The sequence below is a fragment of the Comamonas koreensis genome (assembly GCF_021026195.1).
GTDB lineage: Bacteria > Pseudomonadota > Gammaproteobacteria > Burkholderiales > Burkholderiaceae_C > Comamonas > Comamonas koreensis.
Window position 1 is genome coordinate 390246 of the sequence record NZ_JAJNCT010000005.1, and the last position, 20261, is coordinate 410506.

Below are 20261 nucleotides of genomic sequence, written 5' to 3' on the forward strand. Positions count from 1 at the left end.
GTTCAGGCGGGAAACACGCCGGTGGACAGATAGCGGTCCCCCCGGTCGCAGACGACAAACACAATGGTAGCGTTGCGTTCGCGGCGCGCAATTTCCTGGGCGACATGGCAGGCGCCTGCGGCAGAAATGCCGGCAAAGATGCCTTCTTCACGGGCCAGGCTGCGGGCCATGTCCTCGGCATCGTTCTGGGTCACATAGATCATTTCGTCGACCGCACTCGGGTCATAGATCTTGGGCAGGTACTCTTCTGGCCACTTGCGGATGCCCGGAATGCGCGAGCCCTCGGTCGGCTGGGCGCCAATGATGCGCACGGCGGGGTTCTTTTCCTTCAAGTAGCGCGACACACCGGTGATGGTGCCGGTCGTGCCCATCGCGCTGACAAAGTGGGTGATCTGGCCGCCCGTCTGCTCCCAGATCTCGGGACCAGTCGTCTCGTAGTGGGCGCGCGGATTGTCCGGGTTGGCGAACTGGTCGAGCACAATGCCCTTGCCTTCGGCTACCATCTTGTCGGCCAAGTCGCGTGCATATTCCATGCCGCCGCTCTTGGGCGTCAGGATCAACTGCGCACCATAGGCCTTCATCGTCTGTGCCCGCTCGATGGACAGGTCCTCGGGCATGATCAACACCATGCGGTAGCCCTTGATGGCAGCGGCCATCGCCAATGCAATACCGGTGTTGCCCGAGGTGGCCTCGATCAAGGTGTCACCGGGCTTGATCTCGCCCCGCTCCTGCGCACGCTGGATCATCGACACCGCTGGCCGGTCCTTGACCGAGCCCGCCGGGTTGTTACCCTCGAGCTTGCCCAGCACCACATTGCCATGGGTCTCGTTGTAGTCAGCACCGATGCGCTGAAGGGCCACCAGGGGCGTCTTGCCGATCGCATCTTCAATCGTTGGGTATTTTTTGGAACTCATTATTTGTGCCATAATTGCGAGCTGCGATACAAACACAGCCCGGGTGGTGAAATTGGTAGACGCAGGGGACTCAAAATCCCCCGCCGCAAGGCGTGCCGGTTCGATTCCGGCCCCGGGCACCACACTCAAAGCCGTTAAGTTTAAACAACTTAGCGGCTTTTTCTTTGTCTGGTCGTGTTCCCAAAAAACCGTGGCGTTCCATAAAAACGAACTCGCGTTCCATAAAAAACATAGCAACCGACATTCTAAACTGGGGGCAAGCCCCTTGTTACAGAGATGCCGTGGCGCGCACTAAACCCCACTGGCCTCACTCAGGCACTCCCTGGCAACAACCACTTTTTCGGCCTCTATACTGTATAAATACACAGTACACCTAGGAGGTCAGCATGAAGCTTGAGAAGCACTACTTTTGGAAAATTCAGGACTTGGGGAAGTGGAAGACCACCCGCTTTCGCTGCACTGAGGACCACATCAAAGACGATCACCCGGAAGCGATCTGCATAGAAAGCTCGCTCATTGACAGATGGGTGCCAGAGACAGACGAGGAGATGTGGGAGCAATACCGTAAGACTTCGACCGGCGTGCTCACCAACCCTGGGCAGTACTTGCCGCCCAAGACTGCCACACCGTCCACCGACTTCATGGACTCGCTGAGCAAAGATGTGCCGTTTTGACGGCGGGCCCACAAACGAAAAAAGAGCCTCCCCAGTGCCGTAGTGGCGCCGGGGAGGCTCTGCTTTTATCTATACCAAACGGCACTTCCAAATGGAATGAGGCCTAGCCCGATTAACATCCTCACTACCGACATTGAAAGCGAAGCATGAACTTCTGGACCAAATCCACTGGAGCAGACAACGGCAGTTACTGCGTGTGGCGATTGCACGATGAAGCACTAGGACTACCAGCATTGCAAGCCCTGTTTCCTAGCGGCGAGGCAGACGAGCGCAATTTTGTGCTGTTTTCCACCTCAGGCGTTCACGGCACATACCAGACAATTGAAGAAGAACAACGATCGCCAGGATCTGGTGTCACCTTTATGGTGATTCAGCCGAGGCTAGTGATGACCCGGTACGGTGTTGTTTATCCAAAGTCTGAGGAGGATTTTTCCTTCCTCAAGATGCTCCGGGATTCGTCTTGGGCAATGATGACCAACATAGGGCGAGAAGCCTAGTTTTGGCTGCAGGCCTGGTCGCTATCGTCACCGCTCAGCCGGCGCTCTGTATTGACCTGGCTGCACAGTGCAGCTACTTCTGCATCACGTCGCCTAAGATGGCCTCCGAGTTCTGCGACCACGCCGAGGCCTTGTGCAAGCTGTCGGTCGAGGGCTGCCGCTTTATCTGCAAGATCGCTGCGGGCAGCGGCGTCGGCCTGGGCTTGCGCGCGATAAGTGGCACTTCGGCTGTCGGTGTCGCGGTGCAGCCGCTCAGCACGGGCAAGCTCAGCGCGCACATCCACATCAATGCCAGTCTTGAGGTTCGCCAGGCGGTCGGCGTTGTAGATCGTGTCTTCGGCATGCTTGTTTTCCTTGATCGCTGTTTGGGTTTCGTCGGTGCGTGCGGCTTCGGCCCGGGTGGCCGTGCCCCGGGCCTGTTCGTCGCGCAGCTCGGCAATGGTCTTGCTGGCCTGCCAGCCTTTGACCACCCAGCCGGCAGAGAAGGCCAGCGCGGCAATGATGGCCGCCAGGATGAGTTTGATCTGCCAGGTCATGACTGCTCCCCGAGGCACTTGGCCTGACGCTCAAGCTGTCGGGTCCACACCCCTTTGCAGCCTTTGGGGCCCCAGTTCTGCGGCAGCGAGCAATCTCGGCCCGCTTGCTTGCGCCAGGCAGGCAGAGCATTGCAGGCCTGCAGATACTCGCCACTGAGCAGGTGTCGGCGCATGGAACTGGCCCGCCAGTTGGTGATGCCAAACTGGTAGGTGAAGTCCATGTACAGGTCATATTCGCCCTGGGTGAGTTTCACCCCTGGCAGGCTGGCCCGGAATATGGCTTCGTCCTTGCTTTTGTGGTCGCGCACGATCTGCAGGGCCCTTTCCTTGCTGATGGGCGGGTCTGCCAGAGTCACGCGAGTGCCGTCTTCGTAGACCGTGGAGCCATAGCCAATGGTCGGCACATCGCCCTGCGTGGGGATGTAGGGCGCTGAGCGGAATCCCTCGGCGCCGAACAAGCTCAGGATCGCCGCAGCTGAAACAGTAAGGGCCGCCACTGCGACCCGTTGCTTGTTGCTCATGACAGGTCCGCCCTCTGCGTTTCTGACATCGCGTTGAACTCTTGCGGGGTGATGATGTAGCGCTTGCGCGGCTTCACCCAACCCCAGCGCTCGAAAGCCGGGCGCCAGAGCTTTTTCCAGAACCACTCGCAGATAAGCAGGCACGTATAGACGGCCGCCACGATTGAGGCGATGGTCCCCCATGGGATGGAATTCACCCAAAACCAAGTCTCGAAGCTTGCATTTGCTGTTGCAACCTTCGCTAACGCGTCGGCCGCGTCCACCTTAGCAGCAGTCGCCAAACTCAACGCGCTTGCCGCTTTCGCCACTGGCATCTTAATTTCTGCACCCATAACGGCCTCTTGAATGTAAAAAACCCGCCGAAGCGGGTTGTGTTGTGTGTTGTGGCGAGGGCTACAGGGTCTCGGCGTAGCCGAACAGCTCCACCAAATCCGCCTCGGTCAGATTCAGGCCTGCAGCCAGCTTGAGAACGGTGGGACTGTCCGACTCGATGGCCGCCGATCCCTGCCAGTCCACCAGGGCCCGGTAGCGATCGAACTCATCGGGGATCAGGTTGATCTGCGCCTCAATGTCCTCGTTCTTGATGCCCCGCAGGTCGAACAGCGCGAGCAACGCCTGGCGCTTGGTCACAGTCACCCGCGCAGCATCCCGGGCGGCCTGCTCGGCTGCCAGGCGTTCTGCCTCCAGCTGGGCCAGTTCGTCGCCGTCCAATGGCGCTACGTCCCACTGCTGCAGGTAGCCCTCCTCTGTCTCCAGCGGGGGCAGCTCCACTGCCTTGTGCGTTGCTGGGTCGAACTCTGGCTGGTCAGTCGGCGCGACCAAAACGTATTGCTCTGGCGCCTCGAAAGGCACGGGAAAAGACATGTTGTTGGCATGCCGGCTGATGATGTCAGACGGGCTTAGCGGGTAGTCCCCTGTTTCTCTGTCGAAGTACATACCCCCTCCTTATCGTGTGCGGCCAAGGATCGAACCACTGGCCAGAATGTTCACGTTCGCAATGCCGTCGATGGCGTACCCAGCGAGTTCTCCGGTCGTGGTCCCATAGTAGTTGGAGCTTTCAAACGATCCGCTGGTCGATGCTGGCCCGCCATTACTGCCTGTCATGCCAATAGCACCGCCTGTACCGCCAGATCCACCGGTTGCAGTGCCTTGAGTTGTTCCGCCGATGCTAGGGCCACCAACTGTCTGAGAGCTGCCAGAGCTGCCACTGCCGGCAGGGAGCATCACAGGAGGATTTGCGCCATTGAACCCCGCCCCGACTCCTCCAGCCCCGCCTGTTCCCGTTGCAACATATCCAGTGCCCCGGAAAATGCTCACATTCTGGCCCTGTCCACCCTGCCCGCCGCCGCCAAAGATCGTGCCGCCCGCATTGTCCAGATTGAATTTGATTGATGCGACGAGGCCGGTGCCGCTGTTGTAGATACCTCCGATACGGCCACGATTGACCAGGGTCAGTAGGTAATCAGGGATGTTTGACACCGTGAGCGTCGCCACATCCACACCAGCATTCACGGTGCAGTACAGCTGCTCGTAGCCAACCCAACCCGCAGAAATAGCAAGAGCCCGAATATCCGGGCTCCTGACGCTGGCCGCAATGGTGATGTACACCGGGCCTTTAATGAGTGGTGGTCGGTACGCCATATCAGTAGTTCGGCAAGTAGGAGCCCAACCATTGATCCGCCCCTGTGGACTGCGGCCGGCGGAATTGGAAGATGTGTATCTTGCCCGCTTGAAGGTTCTGAGGGGCCATCCCACCCACCCACCGCACGTTGGCGGGCCAGGCAATCGTTCCAGAAACCAGATTGATTTCCACCTCAAATATGACACAGTCCGCCGGCCTGTTCACAAAGGAGAAGGTAATAGCACCCGCCACTGTGTCCGCGAAATAGGATCTTTTGGAAAGATCACATACCCCACCTGTAAAAGGTGCTGCAAGTGGGGATTTAATAAGTTGTGCTGCATTAGCCATGTGTCCCCCTATTTAGAACCAACGCCCACTTGCAGAGCATGAAATGTAGTAGTTGGTTGCCGCGCGAGACGCACCAGACGAGAGGTAATAGCTTCCCCAACTCGTAGTAGTCTGAGATGTAGAACTGCTGGTGATAAAAGCACCAGCGCCGCCGGAGACGGTCAAAGTTACAGCCGGAGCCTGCGGCGAGAACGCTCTGGCGAAAGATCCGAGATTAACCACAGGACTGTAGAGAACACCGCCGCCGTCACTGTTGGCGATTGCGGTATTTACAGTTTGGATTTTCCAGCATTCCTGGGTGCCATCTGCATATCGTGTATATTCCCCGTCCGCATTGCTACCCCTCTCCACAATTGGGTTGCCATTCATATTTAGGCCACCTGTGAAGTTTTGAGAAGCGGTCCAAGTATTGGAAGTCCCAATAGCTGGCTGTGCAGCAGTAAATGCCGTCAAACCAGGCACTCCCACCCAGTCACCAGATAGAGAGTCGTACTGCAGAACGATCTGGAAGCCCAGGGCGTTCATCGTGAAGTTCTCAGCATCGCCACAAATGGTCTTGCCATTGCGCGAGATCACAGGCGTCAAGGTGCCAGAGACATTCGCGGCCGCCACAACCATCCCATGCCAAGGCGCAGCAGGAAGCAGCAGCACCGAGGTGGCGGCTGTCATTCGGTAAAGACCCCGATCCGCAGCATTCGTAGTCCCAGCGGGGCAAGGCAGCACCGTGAAATCATTGCGGCTCACCTCACCCCAGTAGGTGGACCCGAGCGCCGGGGCCTGCGTTGTCACGTTGGCCAGGTTCAACTTGAGATACCACAGGCGTCCCAGGTGGGTCACCGTGGCAGGCACTGCCAGCGCGCCGGTGAGCGTGCTCCACTCCCCTTTGTAGTTCGCTGCTGCAAAGGCGCCATTTGCTGCCGTTTGCACATCGACAAGGCGAGCGGCTGCCGCCTCTGCGGAGGTATTCGAGTCGTTTGCACGCTGATTGGAATACTCGGCGTTGGTCTTGGCCGACTCAGCCACTGCTTTCACATCACCACCCCACGGCGCCATCTGCGTCGTGAAGTTTTCTGCGGTCACGTTGAACGTGGCCTCGTCCATGTTGTTGTTCGGGACGGTGCCAAGGTCCCGGATTGGTGGTACTGCGACGATTGGCATTAGACAACCCCCTTTACATTCACTGTTATGGATGTGCTGACCGTGGTGTGCGGCTGCCATCCGATGCTGATAAAGCCCACCGTTGCGAGATAGCGGTACTTGCCAATGGAGCTGGCATAGACCGAGACAGGCGTGTCCTTGAGCCGTTCAATGAGCGAGAACAGCCGGTTGGCGTCTTCCGCATCGATGATTACGGGCAAGGACAGATTCACCGCTGAGCCGCGAGGCACAACACGGAACGTGCCGTCATCGAAGTCCTTGCGATAGCTGTAGTTCTGGATCTCGGCGTTGGCCCCGTACTGGGTGCCCGAGGGCATCCCCACGCTGGTCATGCCAAAGGCCGTCCAGGTGCCGATCGACATCCAGCCAATCCCCACCGGCTGTGTCGGGTCGGCCGTCACCGTCACCGTGATGACGGTGGACGACTTGCTGGGGATGCTCTCGATGCGGAAGGACTTGATGGCCGTCCGCTCTCCGAAGAAGTAGTTCCACCAGCCCACGCGCGGAAGATTCAGACCGGTATCGACAGGTGTGATCAGGTTTACCCCGCCCACACCATCGGTCACCGTGATCTGCAGGCGCTTGCCCGTCAAACCATGCAGTGCCAAACCGGTGATGAACGGCACTTTCAGGACATAGGTCAGTGATCCCTTGCGGTTGACCTGGGTCGTCTGGACATAGGAGTCAAAGGGCGCCCACCGGTTGGACGGGCGCATGTCATTCCAGCTGACGGGGTCTTGGTCCGGTGGAATGTTGAGGTTGGTCGGGACAACGGCGCATTTGTATACGCGCTGCCCGTAAACCCGCTCTGCATCTTTGGCGACAGCTGCGCCTGCCGTCCAGGCCACCTCCCCGGCTGCCGTATCGACAGCGGGGATAGACCCGGCCAGCATCGAGCTGTCCCCAATCTGCTTGGGGACTAACACGTACATAGATTTCCCTTTTAGGCCATGTTGGCGACGCGCATGGCGTTACCGCCCTCAGTTACCTGGCTGATGTCGCTGCTGGTGCGGCGACCATATTCGGCGCCGGCCGCCGTATTTGCGTTGATGGCTTGAAGCTCGGCGCGCAAAGCCTTGACCTCCTGCACCAACTCAGCATTGCCGCCCCCCTGGGTGTTCAATGCAGCCATCAGCGCCCGGTTGTCAGCCGCAGGGATGATCCGCTCGCCCTCGTGGATGTTCGCGGTCATGTCACGCGGCACGTAGTTCGTGCCGATGGCAAAAGATGCCCGCTTACGCCACTGTCCGGTTGCCGGGTCCCACTCGAACTCTCCACTGGTCTTGAAGCGCTCGAACTCCGCCAGCGAGTAGCCATTGCTGACCATCGCCCCGGTGCTGTTGTAGGCGTGCTCACCTGCTGCGTACTTACCGACCTCTCCATTGCTGAAGATGGCCCGCCCGTCCGCCGTGAGACCCACCACCGTGACCCGGTTCGATCCGGCGACTGTGCCGCCCAGACTGCCACCTCCCGTGGGCGTGTAGCCTGGGGCAGAACCACCGCCCACACCAGCTTTGGCCGCTTCCTCCTTGCGGATACGCTCTTGTTCCTTGGGGTCCAGCAGCTTGTAGAGTGCATTGACAGCGTCGGTAACGCTCATCGTTGCATCTACCTGCTCTTCGCCGTATTCCTTCCAGAACGTGAGCGTGTCGTCCAGGCGCTTGATCTGCGCATTGGCCAGGTCGATTTGCTTTTGCGCATCCGACTTCGCCAACTCGGCATAGCCTCCAAGCTCGTCCAGCTGGCCTGCCAGAACCTTCTTGTCATAGTCAAGTTCCGCCTGGGTGGCGTAGTTGTCCATGACGAGGCCACCGGTAGCCGCTTCAATGGCCGACTTGGTGGCATCAAGGTCCGACAGTCCCCCGCCCTTGCGGGCGCGGTCCAAGGCCTGCTCGATGTACACCATGCCGGCCGCAGCCGACCAGCTTGCGCTATCCTCGATCGAATCCCGCAGCGACTTAGCCGCATTGGTCACCAGGTCGAAGTAGCTCGATGCCTTGGTTAGAGCGTCCTTGGCGTCTGCGGAGAACTGGTTCCAGTACTCCTTCTCACGGGAGACAGCGGCTTCCAGGTTCTTCATGGCCAGGTCTTTGGCGGCCTTTTGCGCTGCCGCCATCTCTGCGGCCAGGTCCTCAGCAGCTTGCTTGGCTGCGGCGTCGCTCTTGGCCTTGTCCTCTGCATTCCACACCTCAACCTGCATGCGCACCAGCTCAGGGTCCTTGTATTTCTCAAGTTCCTTCAACTGCTTTGCACGTTCGAGCTTCGTCGCCTCGTCGTCCTTGCCCTGGGCGCGCAAGAGTTGCACGTTCAGGTCTTCCTTCATGGCGGCGATGTTCTCGGCAGAGGTGTAGACCACATCGAACGAATCAGCCAAACCGATCATCGCGGCGTACAGCTTGCGGCCCGCTTCGGTGGACAGGTCAATCCCGTTGATGTACTCCCGCAGCGCATCCCGGCTGGTGGGCATCGATTCCACGCCAAGCTTTTTCAGCGCCTCATTCAAGAGCCGCGTTTGGTTCGCAACCTTCTCCTGATCCGTGTAGAACTTGTCGTAGTAGTTGCTGGTCGCTGCGGCGAACTTGTCTGCTCCGCCGAATGCATCCATCAACTCCGATGCCATGTCAGCACCCGCGAGGCTCACAGAGTAGAGCGTGTCCCCGATGGCCTTGAACCACTCGTTTGCCAGCGTGATCGAGGTAGACAGGCGGGTGAGCGCCTCAAGCTGGGTTTCCCCGGCCCGGGTGTACTCGTCCGTCGTCAGCACCAGGCCGCCCATCTGATCGGCGATCTTCTGGAACTCCTCCTGCAGCTTCTTGGTGGCCTCTTCCTCGCTCAGGCCTTTAAGGTTGACCTTGATCCTGGCTGTGAAGCCGTCCAAGGCCTCCCCACCCAGGCCCACAGCACCAGCCATGGCGCGGATGGATTCATCCATTGCCAGAAACTGGTTGCCCAGCGCAGAGCGCATTTCCTCGGGCAGCTCTTCGTAGGTCGTTTTGTTCGACCGGAACAGACCGCCCTTGTAGTACTTGAACAGCCGGCCCTCAAAGCCACTGTCTCCGCCGAAGGTGCCTTCTACGCCTGACTCCTTGAGCTTGCGGCCAAAGAGCGAACCAAAGATGTCGCCGCCAAACAGCAAGCCAAGGCCGCCGATGATGGGACCCAGCGCGCCCAGGAACGTGCCCAGACCGCCCAAGATGTTGCCCGAGCCCATTGCAATGGTGCCGGCAGACATAGCGCCGCCGAAGGTTGCGCCAGTCGTGCTCAGCCCCAGTGAGCCCATCAGGCCGCCGAAGCCTGCGGACATACCACCACCAAAGGTGCCCAGCAGTCCAAGCGCATTCGCGCCGCTCAGGCCGGAGCTGAGGTTGCTGAACATGCCGCCGCCAGAGGCTGCCGCACCAGCAGCTGCTGCACCGCTGGACAAGCCAAACACACTGGCCACGATATTCATCACGAAAGGCTTGATGAACAAAGCTCGCAGCAGACCCTTGATGTACTCTGCAGCGCTCTTACCTCCGTCCATGAGCGAGTTCGCCAGAGCGTTCCCAACATCGTCCATCATCCGGCGTGCTTCATTGGTGGCGTCCGCCGCTGATCGGGTGAAATTGTCAAAGGTCTCTTTTTCCCCGAGAAGGCCGATCAGCTCTTTCCGCTTCTCGATCTCTGCCTCCAGTATGAATACATTGGCTTCGTTGTTTTCCTTCAGCTTCTCAAGTGCAAGGGTTTCCTCCGCCCGCGCCAATGTGACCATCTCAAGAGCCAGGGCCAAAGAGATATTCTGGCTATAGGCCATCCGAGCGGCCGCGATGTCATCCTTCAGTTTCTGAACATTCCCAGACACTGCGTTGGCAGCGCTCAGGCGCGCATTCGTAATCGCTTCCTGCGCCCTCCTTTCAGCATCAAGAGCCTTTTGCTTCTCCCGCAACGCCTCGGCCTCTTCCTTCGCCTGTGCGATCATGAACGGCTGCTTGGCTAAGAGCTTCGCCTGCTCCTTCTCTAGGTCTTGAACATTCTTGATGACGCCAGATTTAAAGGCCATCGAGAGTGAATCCCAGTCCTTATAGAAGGTAGAGGACAAGCCTGCCAGCTCACCAATGAGCTTCGTCTGGCGCTCCATCTCACGGTTTTCAGCATTCATCTGCTTGCTGCGCCCCGCTCCCTTCTTGTCGGCGTACTTGTCCTCGATGTCCCTCTGGATCTGAACGTATTCTTCGCTGATGCGATTACGCTCCTTCTCCGTGAGGGTTGCGTCTTTGAGGCGCTCTTTGTATCTCTCGCTGGCTTGAGCCAACTCTTCGGATCGCTGGACCTCTTTCGCCTTGTGCTTGTCATAGAGCTGCGACCAGCTAACCGCGTTCTGAGTTGCCTTGGCTGACGCCTCTTTTGCGACGGCATTCAGCTGCTCGGCGGCAGAGGTTGCTTCCAGTTGCCATTCTTCAGCACGCAACGCTTCAATGCGTTCCTGAATTCGCTTCTTGGTTTCAGCGGTCACGCGGCCAGTTGCTGCGCCGCCTCCCGTTTCTCCCCAGCTTTGCTGGTTCATCAGGGAGTTCAGCTCCTTGCGGACATCGCCCAGCCGGTCATTTAGGGTCGCAGCGCGGCCCACATTTAACATCGCGTCCCACGCCTCTTTAGCCGCGTTTTTGATGCCATTCCAGCCGCGCTCGATATAGCCCAGGTTGTTCTTGATGTTCTGCCCACGCTCACGCATCGCTGAATCAAGAGCATTCATTGCAACCTGAGCTGCCTCCGCGCTTCGCCCTTGATCATCCAGGGATTTGATCTGATCGTAGACAGACGAGGTCAAGAAGTTCATGCCCTCGTTGAGTTTGACGACGGCAGCTAGCGGGTCCTTCTGGAGGTCGGCAAACTGCTTGGCAGTGTCCTCAACAGCTTGACCGGTGGCCTTCTCCCATTCAATGGCGGTTTGAGTGAACTGCCGCAGGTTATTACTACCCTGCACGCCGGCTGCCACAAACGCAGCCAACCCTTCTGCAGCTTGGGCTTGCGTACCTACCACGCCGTCAATTTCTCGGGCGTACTCCCTCAATTGGGTGCGAGTCGTTCCGGTTGCATTGCCCGACAACACCATTGCACGCACAAATGCGTCATTCTCTTTTGCACCCATCGCATAAGCGGCGGCCACCGCAGCCGCACCAGCAGCCAACAAAGTGAAAGGGCTGACCAGTGAGAGGACGTAACCGCCGAGCGCCTTGGCAGCATTTCCTGCGCCGCCGAACATATCCTTCAACTGGCCACCCTGTTGCAGCAGCACAGTCAGCGGAGCCTGTCCAGCCTGCAAGCTCACCACGATGTCGGTGAACTGGGCAGGAACGTTTCGCAGAGCCGCCGCCGTAGCAGCAGCGGACATGCCCAGATTTGCGTTCGAGGCGCGCAGGCGATCCTGCTCCGCGATGACACCCCGCAAAGCCTCAATCTGAGGCTTGTACATATCGGGCGTAAAGCCCTTGAGCTGGGCCTTGAGCTCAAACTCCTTGACCTTGTCGCCGGCCGCCTGGATCTGGGTTGCGGCGCGGGTGACCTCTGAGGACCAGCCTTTGAAGGCGCGCTCAGACACCTTCATGCTGGAGTCAGTGGTCGGGCCCAGCTTCTTGACGGATTCGCCCAGGCGATCAACACCGCCGGCGCCCTTGTTTGACTCGTCCTGGACGGTCTTGCCGAAGTCCTTGATGCTCTTGGTTGCCTCTTGGAGGCCGGTTTTTACCCCAGAGGCGTCTACGCCGACATTGATATTCTTGGTTAGATCAGCCATAGCAGCACCAATAGAAAAGGCCCGCCGAAGCGAGCCTTAGAAATGAGAAAACCCACCGAGGTGGGCTATTTCTTGCGGGATCGCTCTTGCTGCTCCCTGCGCTCTTGCATGACCTCCAAGGCGCCGCGTTCCAACAGACTGATCTCGCGCAAGACTTGGTTGCGCTCGCGCTGTTTGATGCCCTCGGCATCCAGCCAGCTATAGATCACGTTGTAGTCAAGGGCGTAGATACCACCCATGCCGGCGCGCCACTGGCTGGAGTTGTCGATGAAGCATCGATACGCGAGCTCGTGGTCGGGGTAGCAGACAAGGGGCTCTTTCTCCTGGATCATCTCGGCAGGGAACCCCATGGCTACCAGTTGTTGAGGACTGGACCGGTCGCCAAACAGCTCCCGGCCCAGCTCAATCAGTTTTTTACCTTGGCGCCCGAGTGAGCCTGGAAGAAGCCAGTCACGATGGCGCCGAAGGCAAACGCATGGGTGACAAAGAACTGCGTCAGGTTCTCCACGTTGAATTCGTCGGTGAACTCCCAGCCAGAGGCGATTTTCATCACCAGCTTGGCCTGGTCGGCGCGCATGTCCTTCTCTTGCTCGTCGCTCAGAGGAGATTCGACGGTGGTTTTGTACTTCTCCTGCAGTTCGGTGAACTCGGCAGACAGAGTTTTCATCGCTTCGGTATCGTGGAAGCGGAACGTCAGGGTCAAGGGCTGTGGGCCCCGACCTGCGACCGGCACATCAGCGGTGCCCTTGAAAGTGGGAGCGGGAGCAAACGATGCGAGAGACTTCGCCATGATGGATTTCCTTCTTCTGAAACAAAAAGGCCCGTGCAGGAGCTACCTGACGGGCATGAAAAACCCACCTTGAGGATTCAAAGCGGGCGTGGCGACCTTTACTTGTAGGTCTTGATGGGGCGCAGCATGGACAGGGTCAGCTTGCCGGTGGTCACGGCGTTGGAGGCCACCACAGGGGTCTCCTGCACGCTGATGTAGCCGTAGGCGTAGCTGATCGAGCCACCGTTGGGCAGGGCCATGCGAATCGCCACCAGGCGGTTGGCACGCGATGCCAAGACAGCGGCCTTGTAGCCTGGCAAGGTGGGATCCCAGCCAAAGGTCAGCTCCCAGCTCATTGCCGAGCGGGTCGTCGGGATCTTGATGCCGTACTTTTGCGACAGCGGGTTGAATTCCGCGTACTGCTGCTCACCGCCGGTAGGGCTGATTTCGCTGACCTGCTGCAGCTCGGTCCAGCCGGTGATGGGGCGGACCGTGCCTGCGCTGGAGCCTGGAGGGAACTGGATCACATCGGTGGTGTCTTCGTCTTCCAGGGTGATGGCACCCGTGGTGGCCGAGCCCACACGCAAGATGGAGTCGTTCATGTCCTCCCAGCCCGTGTTGAGCAGGAAGGGGTCTTTTGCCACCAGGCCGTGGGCCGGCGCAGCGATCACGGGAGGTGCTGCGTTGGTGATGGAGGTTACGGACACTGGCGCGCCAAACCCCGTCGAGATTGCGAACCGGGTGCCGGTCGATACTTCATAAGCCATTTTTGGGCCTTTCGGAAATGAAAAAACCCGCCTGCGCAATCGCATAGCGGGTCGGTTTCGCCCTCGTCGGGCACAAAAAAACCGCCTTTCGGCGGCATTCGGTTGGTTTCAGGGGGTCACTTCCACCAGATCGAGAAGTCCTGGCGGGAGCCGCGCAGCTTTAGATCTGCGTCAGAGTCGGATTCCATTGAGGCCATTGGGCGCGCCTGGAACACCTCGGTCTGGATCAACAAGTCTTCGATCTGGCGCATAAGTGCGTTTGATCGTCGGCGCGTTTTAGTCCACACAGTCAGTTGAACCTGGGAGTTGCGCAACTCGGGCGCGTCGTTAGCGATGGTCTTCACTACTTCACCAGGAACGAACTGATAGACCACGAACTCTGCTGGCATCGGCTCTTCTGCCATGTCGGGAAAGACATCCGGGAGAATGGACTCCAAGAGGGCTGTGAGCGAATCTTCAACGGCCATCCAGCACCTCCTTTGCAACTTCCATGAAGCGATCCGCGCTGGCCTGGACCGCCTCTGCACTGGCCTTCTGATATGTGCGGCGCATGAAGGGATTCGCCGGGGTATTCACCCCGCCCGTCTCCAGCTTCGTGCCACGCGCCACCATGTAGCCGTAGGGCGCGTTCTTGTGGACCCAGCCAACCTTGTAGACCTTGAGCGTGTCCTTGCTGGCTTTCTTGTCGTAGCCCACATACATGGCCTTGAGCAGGTTGCCCGGCTCAAACCAGTACTTTTTGCTGCCACGGACAGAAAACCAGTGCCCTTTGATGGACCGGGGGACCTCTGCCTTCAACGCTTGGTAGAACACGTTGGCCCCATAGAGTGCAGCCGTCGGCGCGGCGCGCTTTACGATCTCATCTCCAGCCTTCTCCAGCTCCTTGGCGAGTTCATCGGTGTCGAAGCGGATCTCGGTCTTCATTGCGCCACCTTCAGCACCAGGTCCACGAACTTGCGCTGGGCCCGGTCCGGCAGAACGGCCTCGATGTCGAATTTCTGCCCGTCCAGCTGTACCACCATGTCAGGGGTGATGTCTGTCCGGTAGCGAATCCGCAGCGATGCCTTAGCGATGCTGGCCTGCGCGTCAGATTTGATGGTTGCCAGGCCAGACTGGTAGCGAAAATCGCCCCAGGTCGTGACCACGGACACCCATTCGTCAAGAGTCTGGCCGGCGGCGTCCTTGACCCGGGTCTTGCGGAGGAACTCGACGCGGTTGCGTAGTTGACCGGCTCTCATACACCAAAGCTCCTTCGGTGGGGCCGCAGCAGGTCGTAGGCCCCCATGGGAAGGCTAACGGCAGCCGAAGCGCCAACCACAACCGTCTCGCGGTTCTCGAACAGGTGCCCGCAGATCAGCAAAATGGCCGCCTTGACAGAAGATGAAGCCACCATGGGCATCTCTCCAGCCTCGTCGGCCAGCACTGCAGCATCCAAGGCTTCCTTGCTCTCATACAGCTTGCGCTGCAAATAGTCTTGGGCCGTGTCGAGGGCTGCATCCAGGTACAACTCCAGCAGTTGCGCATCCGCCACCGGGTCAGCGCGGCAGTGCGCAATTGCTTGTTCGGTGGTTAGGATGGGCATTACTTGGCTTTCTCTGGTCTTGCTTTGCTGGGCTTATCGTCCAGCACACCGCACTCTTGGGCCGCTTGCTCAAGCTCAGGCGGGCAGTCATCGCCGGGGCTGTACTCAACAGGATAGATTTCCCCATTGGGCACGCCCCTGAAGGTCTTGGCGAACTTCATGGGCGTCTAGCCTTAGGCGCTGGCAGCGATCTTGAGCGACCGCATGCACTCGGGGTTGACCACCGCGCCGCCCACACGCTTGGTGGTGTAGAACAGCACGTATGGCTTCTTGGTGTAGGGGTCGCGCAGCACGCGAACACCGATGCGATCAACGATCAGATAGCCCTGCTTGAAGTCGCCAAACATCACTGCATTGGCATTTGCGGCCACATCAGGCATATCAGGCACCTCAGTCACTGCAAAACCAGCCAGAGTTGCTGGTTGGCCTGCGACATAGCTGGGCTGCCAGATGTAGTTGCCCTGACCGTCCTTCAGCTTGCGCACCAGGCCCTGCGTCTTGCGGTTCATGATGAAGCGCGCATTGCCAGTAAAGGCGCTGGGCAGGCTGTAGACGATGTCAACGATGCCGTCCGTGGTGATTGCCGCAGCGGCGCCAGAGTTCACCTGCGCGATTGCACCAAACGGGTGAGCAGTAGCATTGGTGCCGCCAGTGACGTAGGTCAACAGGCCCTTTGGCTTGTTAACACCATCACCAGACAGGAAGGCCAGGCCTTCTTGCTTGGCGAATTCGGTTTGAACTTCACCAGCCAGCCACGCTTCCAGGTTGATCTCCGCATCATCCAGAATCTGCTGGGTAGCAGCCGGATTGGCGTAGATTTCACCAGTCGTGATGGTCATTGGCTGCAAGGTGCCAGTTGCCGTTTCAGGGCGAGCTGCAGTCTCACCAACCCAGCCAGAGGCGGTGCCGCCCATGTTGAACAGCTTGGTGTAGGCATTCTTGCTGGTGGTTTGCACGCCGCAAATCTGACGCATAGGCGAGACCAATACCAGCTTGTCGGTAATGGTGCGATCCCACTCGGTAGGCGTCAGGTAGCCGCCTTCTGCGTCAGCGCCCTTATTCAGAGCGGCCTGAACGTCGCCCTTCTTCATATGGGCAGAGAAGGCATCGGAGTATTCCTTGTCCTTCGGGCCGCTGCCGCCGCCTGCGCCCATTTGAGCTGCAGCGATCTTGGTGTGCGCATCTTCGACTTCTTGTTGCAGGCGGTCGATGTCGGCGTTGATCTTGTCCTGCTTGGCCTGGAAGTCAGCGGTGCTGTTGCCAGCTTTCAGGGCGTTCAGCTCTTGCGTGTGGGTGCTCTTGAACTCTTCAAAGGAGCGACCCAGGTCTTCAATGGTCTTGTTGATGTCGGTCATATTTAGCCTTTCATGGCGTTGAGTAGGTTTTGCAGCGAGGCCGCTGCCACTGGTTTTGCTGCCGAGTCACTCAGGCCGCCATTGCCAGCCGAATCGCTCAGGCCGGACTTGAATTCGGATAGGACGCGCTGTGCTTCGCTACGAGGCATGCCGCTTGCGCGCAACGCAGCTTCGATGCGGCGCACCGCCGAAGCCTGTGTGTCGGAACCCTGTTTGATCGCCGAATCCTCCAGCAAGGCGTCCGCCCAGCCGTCAGCGACAGCAACAGAGCCGCCGATCCAGCTTTCCTTGTCCATCAGTGATGTGATGCGCTTGAGGTCCACACCAGTGCGCTCCTGATAGACATCGGCCATGGCCGCATCAAAGGGTGCCATCTGCTCGCTAAGTGCGGCGAAGTCGTGACGGTTGCCGGCGGCGAGACACCAGCAGTTGTGGATCATCAGGAACGATGGCCGACCAATGCGGATCTCATCGCCAGCCATGGCGATCACCGAGGCGGCGCTTGCGGCCATGCCCAGAATGTTCACCGTGACACGGCCCGGATGCATACGCAGCTGGTTGTAGATCGCCACCCCCTCGAACATGTCACCACCTGGGCTATTCACGTTCACGACCACATCACGCTCACCGATAGCGCGTAGGGCTCCAGCGATCCGGTTTGAGGTAACCCCCTCACCGGTCCACCAGTCCTCGCCGATCACATCCAAAATACTGATCGTGTTGTCTGAGGAGTCACCAGCGGCCGCCTGGATGCCTGGCGTCCAACGGGACATCGCACTAGGCGACACAAACGACTGGATGCGACCGCGCGCCCCAGCGTTCAGCTCAGGTAGTTTTCGTAGGCTCATTGCTTTCTTTCTTTCCAGACGGCTGTCCGAGCTGCGTTGCATGTGGCAGGTCAGTTGCTGGGTAGTCCAGCAGCTCCCGCACTTCGTCTGCGCTGTGCCATGGCTGATGCCCGCCAGCGCCCAAGGCCTTGGCGAAGTAGTCGGCTTGATCTTTGAGGGTGCCGCGCAGAAGAGCGCGCACGTTGAACTTGAAGAACAGGGTTTCCCGCTCTCTATCGGTCAAAAGCGAGCGCGCCAGGGCTTCTTCCCAGGCCTGCATACGGCTGGCCAGCGTGTATTGCACGAAGAAGATGCCCAGTTGCTCAATGCCAGAGCCCCAACTGGTGTCGTCCATCATCAAGAGGGGCCGGGGCACGCCATAAAGGCGGGCGACTTCCTCAATCTGGTGGTTTCGGTTCTCGATCTGCTGACCATCTCGGGCAGTGGAGGCGAATGGCTTTGCTGTTGCCCCCTCCTCCGTGATCATCCATTTGTTGACGTTCTCGGCGCCGCTGTATTCCTCGTCCATCGACTGCTTCATGCGCTGATAGGCCTGCTCAGAAAGCGCATTCGGCACCTCAATGGCCCCACCAGCCATAACGCCCGTGCGAAACACATTGGAGGCCGCACGTTGCGCGCCGGCCGCCAGCTCGAAGACCTCTGAGGCCAGTTTGCGGCGTGACAGCCCCTCGATTCCGTCCAGCGACAAGTCCCGGATGTGCAGGATCTCGTCCTGATCCAGCGTCAGCTGGCCGCCGTTCTCGGTCGTGCATTGGTACTGCATCCGCCAACCCGACCCCAGCTTGCCGGTTACGCGCCCCTTCTCGAAGGGGATGAGGTGAATGGGGCGGCTGCCGGACCGGATGATGCGCGCATAGGCGTTGCCCTCCGTCTCCAGCAGGAGCTCCATCTGGCTCTTGAACTCCATTGGTGTCTGGTATGGGTTGGGCTTGACCCGAACAAGCTTATGGGCAGGATGATCAGTCGCCTTTTGCTTGTCGTTTCCCTCGCGGTAGAGGCTCAAGGGAAGCATGCCCAGGCCATTGCAAAGCAGGGTCAAGCAGCGCAAAGCTGCCGTGTTGCGAAGCATCTTGTTCTCAACACCGTTTTGCCCTGACCGGACGTACTCCAGAAATGCGGGGTCATCCAATCCGGTAAACGTCACCCCCGATGCAGAAGCAGACGGGCGCGACTGTGCCTCCGGCTTACGCCGGAACATGTCAAACATTTTCATTTAGTCGTGCCCTATAAAAAGCGCAGGCCGCGTGTCTCGTAGACAGACTTGCCCTTTGCCACCGGGTTCTCAGCCATTAGATAGGCTGCGTTGAACAGGCTCATCAACGGATCGATCTTTGCCGTACCCGCTGCCTGCTTTGTGATGTAGACATTGCTGCCCTTGATTTCGATCTTGGCGTTGCCTACGCACCAATTCATCATTGGCGACTCGGCGAAGCCGAACACCCCGCCGGCCAGCTTGCGCTCAACCGTCTTGATGGCAGCGGAAAGGCGCCAGGTCTGGGCTACGCCCACAATCTGGTCGTGGGGTATACCCGTATCCTGCAGGGAGTCCAAGATGCTGCCAATGCCGCCCGGGTCTATGCCGATCTTGTCCAGCAGCCCCGATTCGTAGACCTGCTCACAGATTTGCACTACGTCTTCCAGGTCGTCGCCGATCTGCTTGACCATGGTCAGGTCACCATCCCTGGCGAAGTCCTGCAGGCGCGGGGCAACTTCCTTGCGCCGCTCCAAGACCGAGGGATGGGCCCAGGCATGGCTCCATGCGAACCACTTCCCGTCCGACATCCGACCCAGGACCGTCAGGCCCAGCAAGTCGTCCAGACCGCCGCCGTCAATGCCGACCGTGACTACTTCGCAGTTCTCCAAGATGAAGTCCAGGGAGACGGCTTTATCGGCGTTCTGCGCCCAGAAATCAGCACCGGCCCAGCGGTCGGCGCTCAGATTCATGCCGATCTGCACATTCAAGTGCTTGGCAAGGAACTCCTTGAACTCCTTCTCACCGCTGGCCTTGGCCTGGCTGTGCAACTGGGTGATGCGCTCAATGTCCACCGATGCGCCCCAGTTGGGGTTGGTGATGTAGGCGTTGTCCAGCTCCTCATAGGCCTTGCTGTCCAGCATCGCCTGGGGAAACTCGTAGATCACCGGCAGGAACTTTCGATCCTGGATCTTTCCATCCCGCACATCCCGTGCATAGCGCAATTTCGTCAGGAACACGCCGGCAGGCGGCTCGGCTGACTGGGTGGTTGCATAGATCACAAACCCCTCGGGGCGCGATGCAAGGCCGCCCGTCGCCTCAAGCAGCATGTTGCTGGCCTTGGCCTGCTTGCCAAACTCGTGCAATTCATCCACAAAGACGAAACTCGCCTTCTTGCCGCTTACCGTATCGGAGTCTGCCGCCACCACCTTGAGAGTCGCGCCCGTCTCCAAATGGGTGATGGTGCGGAAATAGTCCTGCACCTTGAGCAAGGCCGACAACTCCTCATCCGCTTTAATGAAGTCGCGGATCGGCTTGTAGCTGTTGTCCGCGATTTCCTTGGTTGGCGACAGAATCAGCAACTCTGCTGACTGCCGCCAGTTCATCAGGAGCGCGCAGAGCATGATCGCCGCAGCAATCGTGGACTTCGCGTTTTTCTTGCTCACCATGAGCATGAATTCGTTGATGTGACGCCGGCCTGTCTCCGGATCCTCGGCGCCGAACACTGCCTTGATGAAGTCACGCACCCAGGGGAGCGAGGCGTCACCCAGCAGCGGCTGGCCAGCCACATCGGTCAGCACAAACCCGCTGCACATCTCCCAGGCATCGTTTGCCACCTGAGGGAACAAGGGCGGGCAGGTGATAAGGCTCTGGCGTTGGACGATGCGATCTTCCCAGTCAGTGCAGCTCGTCGTCCATTCCATAGC

The 20261-nt window shown here is 59.1% G+C and carries 23 protein-coding genes and 1 tRNA gene; 3 read left to right on the plus strand and 21 right to left on the minus strand.

Annotated features, from left to right (window positions below; all coding sequences use genetic code 11):
• Positions 1–2: 2 nt before the first annotated feature.
• Positions 3–914 carry a cysteine synthase CysM gene (gene cysM / locus LPW39_RS03860; RefSeq protein WP_230771478.1) on the minus strand — a complete coding sequence of 304 codons (912 nt, stop codon included), beginning with the start codon at positions 912–914 and terminating at the stop codon, positions 3–5.
• Positions 915–951: 37 nt separating this feature from the next.
• Here cysM and LPW39_RS03865 point away from each other — a divergent pair.
• The 3 genes from LPW39_RS03865 to LPW39_RS03875 all read left to right on the plus strand — a co-directional run bounded on the left by LPW39_RS03865 (position 952) and on the right by LPW39_RS03875 (position 2085).
• Positions 952–1036: transfer RNA gene (locus LPW39_RS03865), tRNA-Leu, on the plus strand.
• A gap of 264 nt (positions 1037–1300) precedes the next feature.
• Complete coding sequence (locus tag LPW39_RS03870; RefSeq protein WP_230771480.1) at positions 1301–1588, plus strand: hypothetical protein; 288 nt, start codon at positions 1301–1303, stop codon at positions 1586–1588.
• A 146-nt stretch (positions 1589–1734) separates the two neighbouring features.
• Positions 1735–2085: a hypothetical protein gene (locus LPW39_RS03875; protein WP_230771482.1), complete on the plus strand. Its 351-nt coding sequence runs from the start codon at positions 1735–1737 to the stop codon at positions 2083–2085.
• Here the strand turns inward: LPW39_RS03875 and LPW39_RS03880 are convergent.
• The 20 genes from LPW39_RS03880 to LPW39_RS03975 form a co-directional block, all read right to left on the minus strand.
• Positions 2082–2621 carry a hypothetical protein gene (locus tag LPW39_RS03880; RefSeq protein ID WP_230771484.1) on the minus strand — a complete coding sequence of 180 codons (540 nt, stop codon included), beginning with the start codon at positions 2619–2621 and terminating at the stop codon, positions 2082–2084. The genes LPW39_RS03875 and LPW39_RS03880 overlap by 4 nt on opposite strands.
• Complete coding sequence (locus tag LPW39_RS03885) at positions 2618–3142, minus strand: glycoside hydrolase family protein (RefSeq protein WP_230771486.1); 525 nt, start codon at positions 3140–3142, stop codon at positions 2618–2620. Before LPW39_RS03885 ends, LPW39_RS03880 begins: the two co-directional genes overlap by 4 nt.
• Entirely contained in the window at positions 3139–3474 is a 336-nt protein-coding gene (locus LPW39_RS03890; protein ID WP_230771488.1) for a hypothetical protein, read from the minus strand. Before LPW39_RS03890 ends, LPW39_RS03885 begins: the two co-directional genes overlap by 4 nt.
• A 61-nt stretch (positions 3475–3535) precedes the next feature.
• Positions 3536–4078: a hypothetical protein gene (locus tag LPW39_RS03895; protein WP_230771490.1), complete on the minus strand. Its 543-nt coding sequence runs from the start codon at positions 4076–4078 to the stop codon at positions 3536–3538.
• Positions 4079–4087: 9 nt separating this feature from the next.
• Entirely contained in the window at positions 4088–4750 is a 663-nt protein-coding gene (locus LPW39_RS03900) for a hypothetical protein (protein WP_230771491.1), read from the minus strand.
• 373 nt (positions 4751–5123) lie between these two features.
• On the minus strand, positions 5124–6269 hold the full coding sequence (locus LPW39_RS03905; RefSeq protein ID WP_230771493.1) for a hypothetical protein: 1146 nt from the start codon (positions 6267–6269) through the stop codon (positions 5124–5126).
• The gene (locus tag LPW39_RS03910; protein ID WP_230771495.1) at positions 6269–7201 is read right to left on the minus strand and encodes a hypothetical protein; all 933 of its coding nucleotides are present in this window, start codon (positions 7199–7201) and stop codon (positions 6269–6271) included. The genes LPW39_RS03905 and LPW39_RS03910 overlap by 1 nt, the downstream gene beginning before the upstream one ends.
• Before the next feature lie 11 nt (positions 7202–7212).
• On the minus strand, positions 7213–12042 hold the full coding sequence (locus LPW39_RS03915) for a phage tail length tape measure family protein (protein WP_230771498.1): 4830 nt from the start codon (positions 12040–12042) through the stop codon (positions 7213–7215).
• 65 nt (positions 12043–12107) lie between these two features.
• Positions 12108–12392: a DUF1799 domain-containing protein gene (locus LPW39_RS03920; protein WP_230771499.1), complete on the minus strand. Its 285-nt coding sequence runs from the start codon at positions 12390–12392 to the stop codon at positions 12108–12110.
• Between the two features lie 56 nt (positions 12393–12448).
• Positions 12449–12832 (minus strand): phage tail assembly chaperone, encoded by a 384-nt coding sequence (locus tag LPW39_RS03925; protein WP_230771500.1) that lies wholly within the window; start codon positions 12830–12832, stop codon positions 12449–12451.
• A gap of 98 nt (positions 12833–12930) precedes the next feature.
• Entirely contained in the window at positions 12931–13518 is a 588-nt protein-coding gene (locus tag LPW39_RS03930) for a phage tail protein (RefSeq protein WP_230771502.1), read from the minus strand.
• Between the two features lie 176 nt (positions 13519–13694).
• Positions 13695–14045 carry a DUF3168 domain-containing protein gene (locus tag LPW39_RS03935; RefSeq protein ID WP_230771503.1) on the minus strand — a complete coding sequence of 117 codons (351 nt, stop codon included), beginning with the start codon at positions 14043–14045 and terminating at the stop codon, positions 13695–13697.
• The gene (locus LPW39_RS03940) at positions 14035–14502 is read right to left on the minus strand and encodes an HK97-gp10 family putative phage morphogenesis protein (RefSeq protein WP_230771505.1); all 468 of its coding nucleotides are present in this window, start codon (positions 14500–14502) and stop codon (positions 14035–14037) included. The genes LPW39_RS03935 and LPW39_RS03940 overlap by 11 nt, the downstream gene beginning before the upstream one ends.
• Positions 14499–14816 carry a phage head closure protein gene (locus LPW39_RS03945; RefSeq protein WP_230771507.1) on the minus strand — a complete coding sequence of 106 codons (318 nt, stop codon included), beginning with the start codon at positions 14814–14816 and terminating at the stop codon, positions 14499–14501. The genes LPW39_RS03940 and LPW39_RS03945 overlap by 4 nt, the downstream gene beginning before the upstream one ends.
• On the minus strand, positions 14813–15160 hold the full coding sequence (locus tag LPW39_RS03950) for a head-tail connector protein (protein WP_230771509.1): 348 nt from the start codon (positions 15158–15160) through the stop codon (positions 14813–14815). The genes LPW39_RS03945 and LPW39_RS03950 overlap by 4 nt, the downstream gene beginning before the upstream one ends.
• The gene (locus LPW39_RS03955) at positions 15160–15321 is read right to left on the minus strand and encodes a hypothetical protein (RefSeq protein WP_230771511.1); all 162 of its coding nucleotides are present in this window, start codon (positions 15319–15321) and stop codon (positions 15160–15162) included. The genes LPW39_RS03950 and LPW39_RS03955 overlap by 1 nt, the downstream gene beginning before the upstream one ends.
• Positions 15322–15333: 12 nt before the next feature.
• On the minus strand, positions 15334–16515 hold the full coding sequence (locus tag LPW39_RS03960; protein ID WP_230771512.1) for a phage major capsid protein: 1182 nt from the start codon (positions 16513–16515) through the stop codon (positions 15334–15336).
• 2 nt (positions 16516–16517) lie between these two features.
• Complete coding sequence (locus LPW39_RS03965) at positions 16518–17405, minus strand: head maturation protease, ClpP-related (RefSeq protein WP_230771514.1); 888 nt, start codon at positions 17403–17405, stop codon at positions 16518–16520.
• Entirely contained in the window at positions 17341–18576 is a 1236-nt protein-coding gene (locus LPW39_RS03970; RefSeq protein WP_230771516.1) for a phage portal protein, read from the minus strand. Before LPW39_RS03970 ends, LPW39_RS03965 begins: the two co-directional genes overlap by 65 nt.
• A gap of 11 nt (positions 18577–18587) precedes the next feature.
• A complete protein-coding gene (locus LPW39_RS03975; RefSeq protein WP_230771518.1) occupies positions 18588–20258 on the minus strand; it encodes a terminase large subunit in 1671 nt (556 codons plus the stop codon).
• Between the last annotated feature and the right edge of the window lie 3 nt (positions 20259–20261).

Excerpts from the sequence above, each read along its gene's own strand:
- LPW39_RS03875 (WP_230771482.1), top strand. The coding sequence starts at position 1,735 with ATGAACTTCTGGACCAAATCCACTGGAGCAGACAACGGCAGTTACTGC.
- LPW39_RS03895 (WP_230771490.1), bottom strand. The coding sequence starts at position 4,078 with ATGTACTTCGACAGAGAAACAGGGGACTACCCGCTAAGCCCGTCTGAC.
- LPW39_RS03945 (WP_230771507.1), bottom strand. The coding sequence starts at position 14,816 with ATGAGAGCCGGTCAACTACGCAACCGCGTCGAGTTCCTCCGCAAGACC.
- LPW39_RS03925 (WP_230771500.1), bottom strand. The coding sequence starts at position 12,832 with ATGGCGAAGTCTCTCGCATCGTTTGCTCCCGCTCCCACTTTCAAGGGC.
- LPW39_RS03885 (WP_230771486.1), bottom strand. The coding sequence starts at position 3,142 with ATGAGCAACAAGCAACGGGTCGCAGTGGCGGCCCTTACTGTTTCAGCT.
- LPW39_RS03960 (WP_230771512.1), bottom strand. The coding sequence starts at position 16,515 with ATGACCGACATCAACAAGACCATTGAAGACCTGGGTCGCTCCTTTGAA.
- LPW39_RS03910 (WP_230771495.1), bottom strand. The coding sequence starts at position 7,201 with ATGTACGTGTTAGTCCCCAAGCAGATTGGGGACAGCTCGATGCTGGCC.
- cysM (WP_230771478.1), bottom strand. The coding sequence starts at position 914 with ATGAGTTCCAAAAAATACCCAACGATTGAAGATGCGATCGGCAAGACG.
- LPW39_RS03975 (WP_230771518.1), bottom strand. The coding sequence starts at position 20,258 with ATGGAATGGACGACGAGCTGCACTGACTGGGAAGATCGCATCGTCCAA.
- LPW39_RS03935 (WP_230771503.1), bottom strand. The coding sequence starts at position 14,045 with ATGGCCGTTGAAGATTCGCTCACAGCCCTCTTGGAGTCCATTCTCCCG.
- LPW39_RS03880 (WP_230771484.1), bottom strand. The coding sequence starts at position 2,621 with ATGACCTGGCAGATCAAACTCATCCTGGCGGCCATCATTGCCGCGCTG.
- LPW39_RS03890 (WP_230771488.1), bottom strand. The coding sequence starts at position 3,474 with ATGGGTGCAGAAATTAAGATGCCAGTGGCGAAAGCGGCAAGCGCGTTG.
- LPW39_RS03905 (WP_230771493.1), bottom strand. The coding sequence starts at position 6,269 with ATGCCAATCGTCGCAGTACCACCAATCCGGGACCTTGGCACCGTCCCG.
- LPW39_RS03940 (WP_230771505.1), bottom strand. The coding sequence starts at position 14,502 with ATGAAGACCGAGATCCGCTTCGACACCGATGAACTCGCCAAGGAGCTG.
- LPW39_RS03920 (WP_230771499.1), bottom strand. The coding sequence starts at position 12,392 with ATGGGGTTCCCTGCCGAGATGATCCAGGAGAAAGAGCCCCTTGTCTGC.
- LPW39_RS03915 (WP_230771498.1), bottom strand. The coding sequence starts at position 12,042 with ATGGCTGATCTAACCAAGAATATCAATGTCGGCGTAGACGCCTCTGGG.
- LPW39_RS03965 (WP_230771514.1), bottom strand. The coding sequence starts at position 17,405 with ATGCAACGCAGCTCGGACAGCCGTCTGGAAAGAAAGAAAGCAATGAGC.
- LPW39_RS03970 (WP_230771516.1), bottom strand. The coding sequence starts at position 18,576 with ATGAAAATGTTTGACATGTTCCGGCGTAAGCCGGAGGCACAGTCGCGC.
- LPW39_RS03955 (WP_230771511.1), bottom strand. The coding sequence starts at position 15,321 with ATGAAGTTCGCCAAGACCTTCAGGGGCGTGCCCAATGGGGAAATCTAT.
- LPW39_RS03870 (WP_230771480.1), top strand. The coding sequence starts at position 1,301 with ATGAAGCTTGAGAAGCACTACTTTTGGAAAATTCAGGACTTGGGGAAG.
- LPW39_RS03950 (WP_230771509.1), bottom strand. The coding sequence starts at position 15,160 with ATGCCCATCCTAACCACCGAACAAGCAATTGCGCACTGCCGCGCTGAC.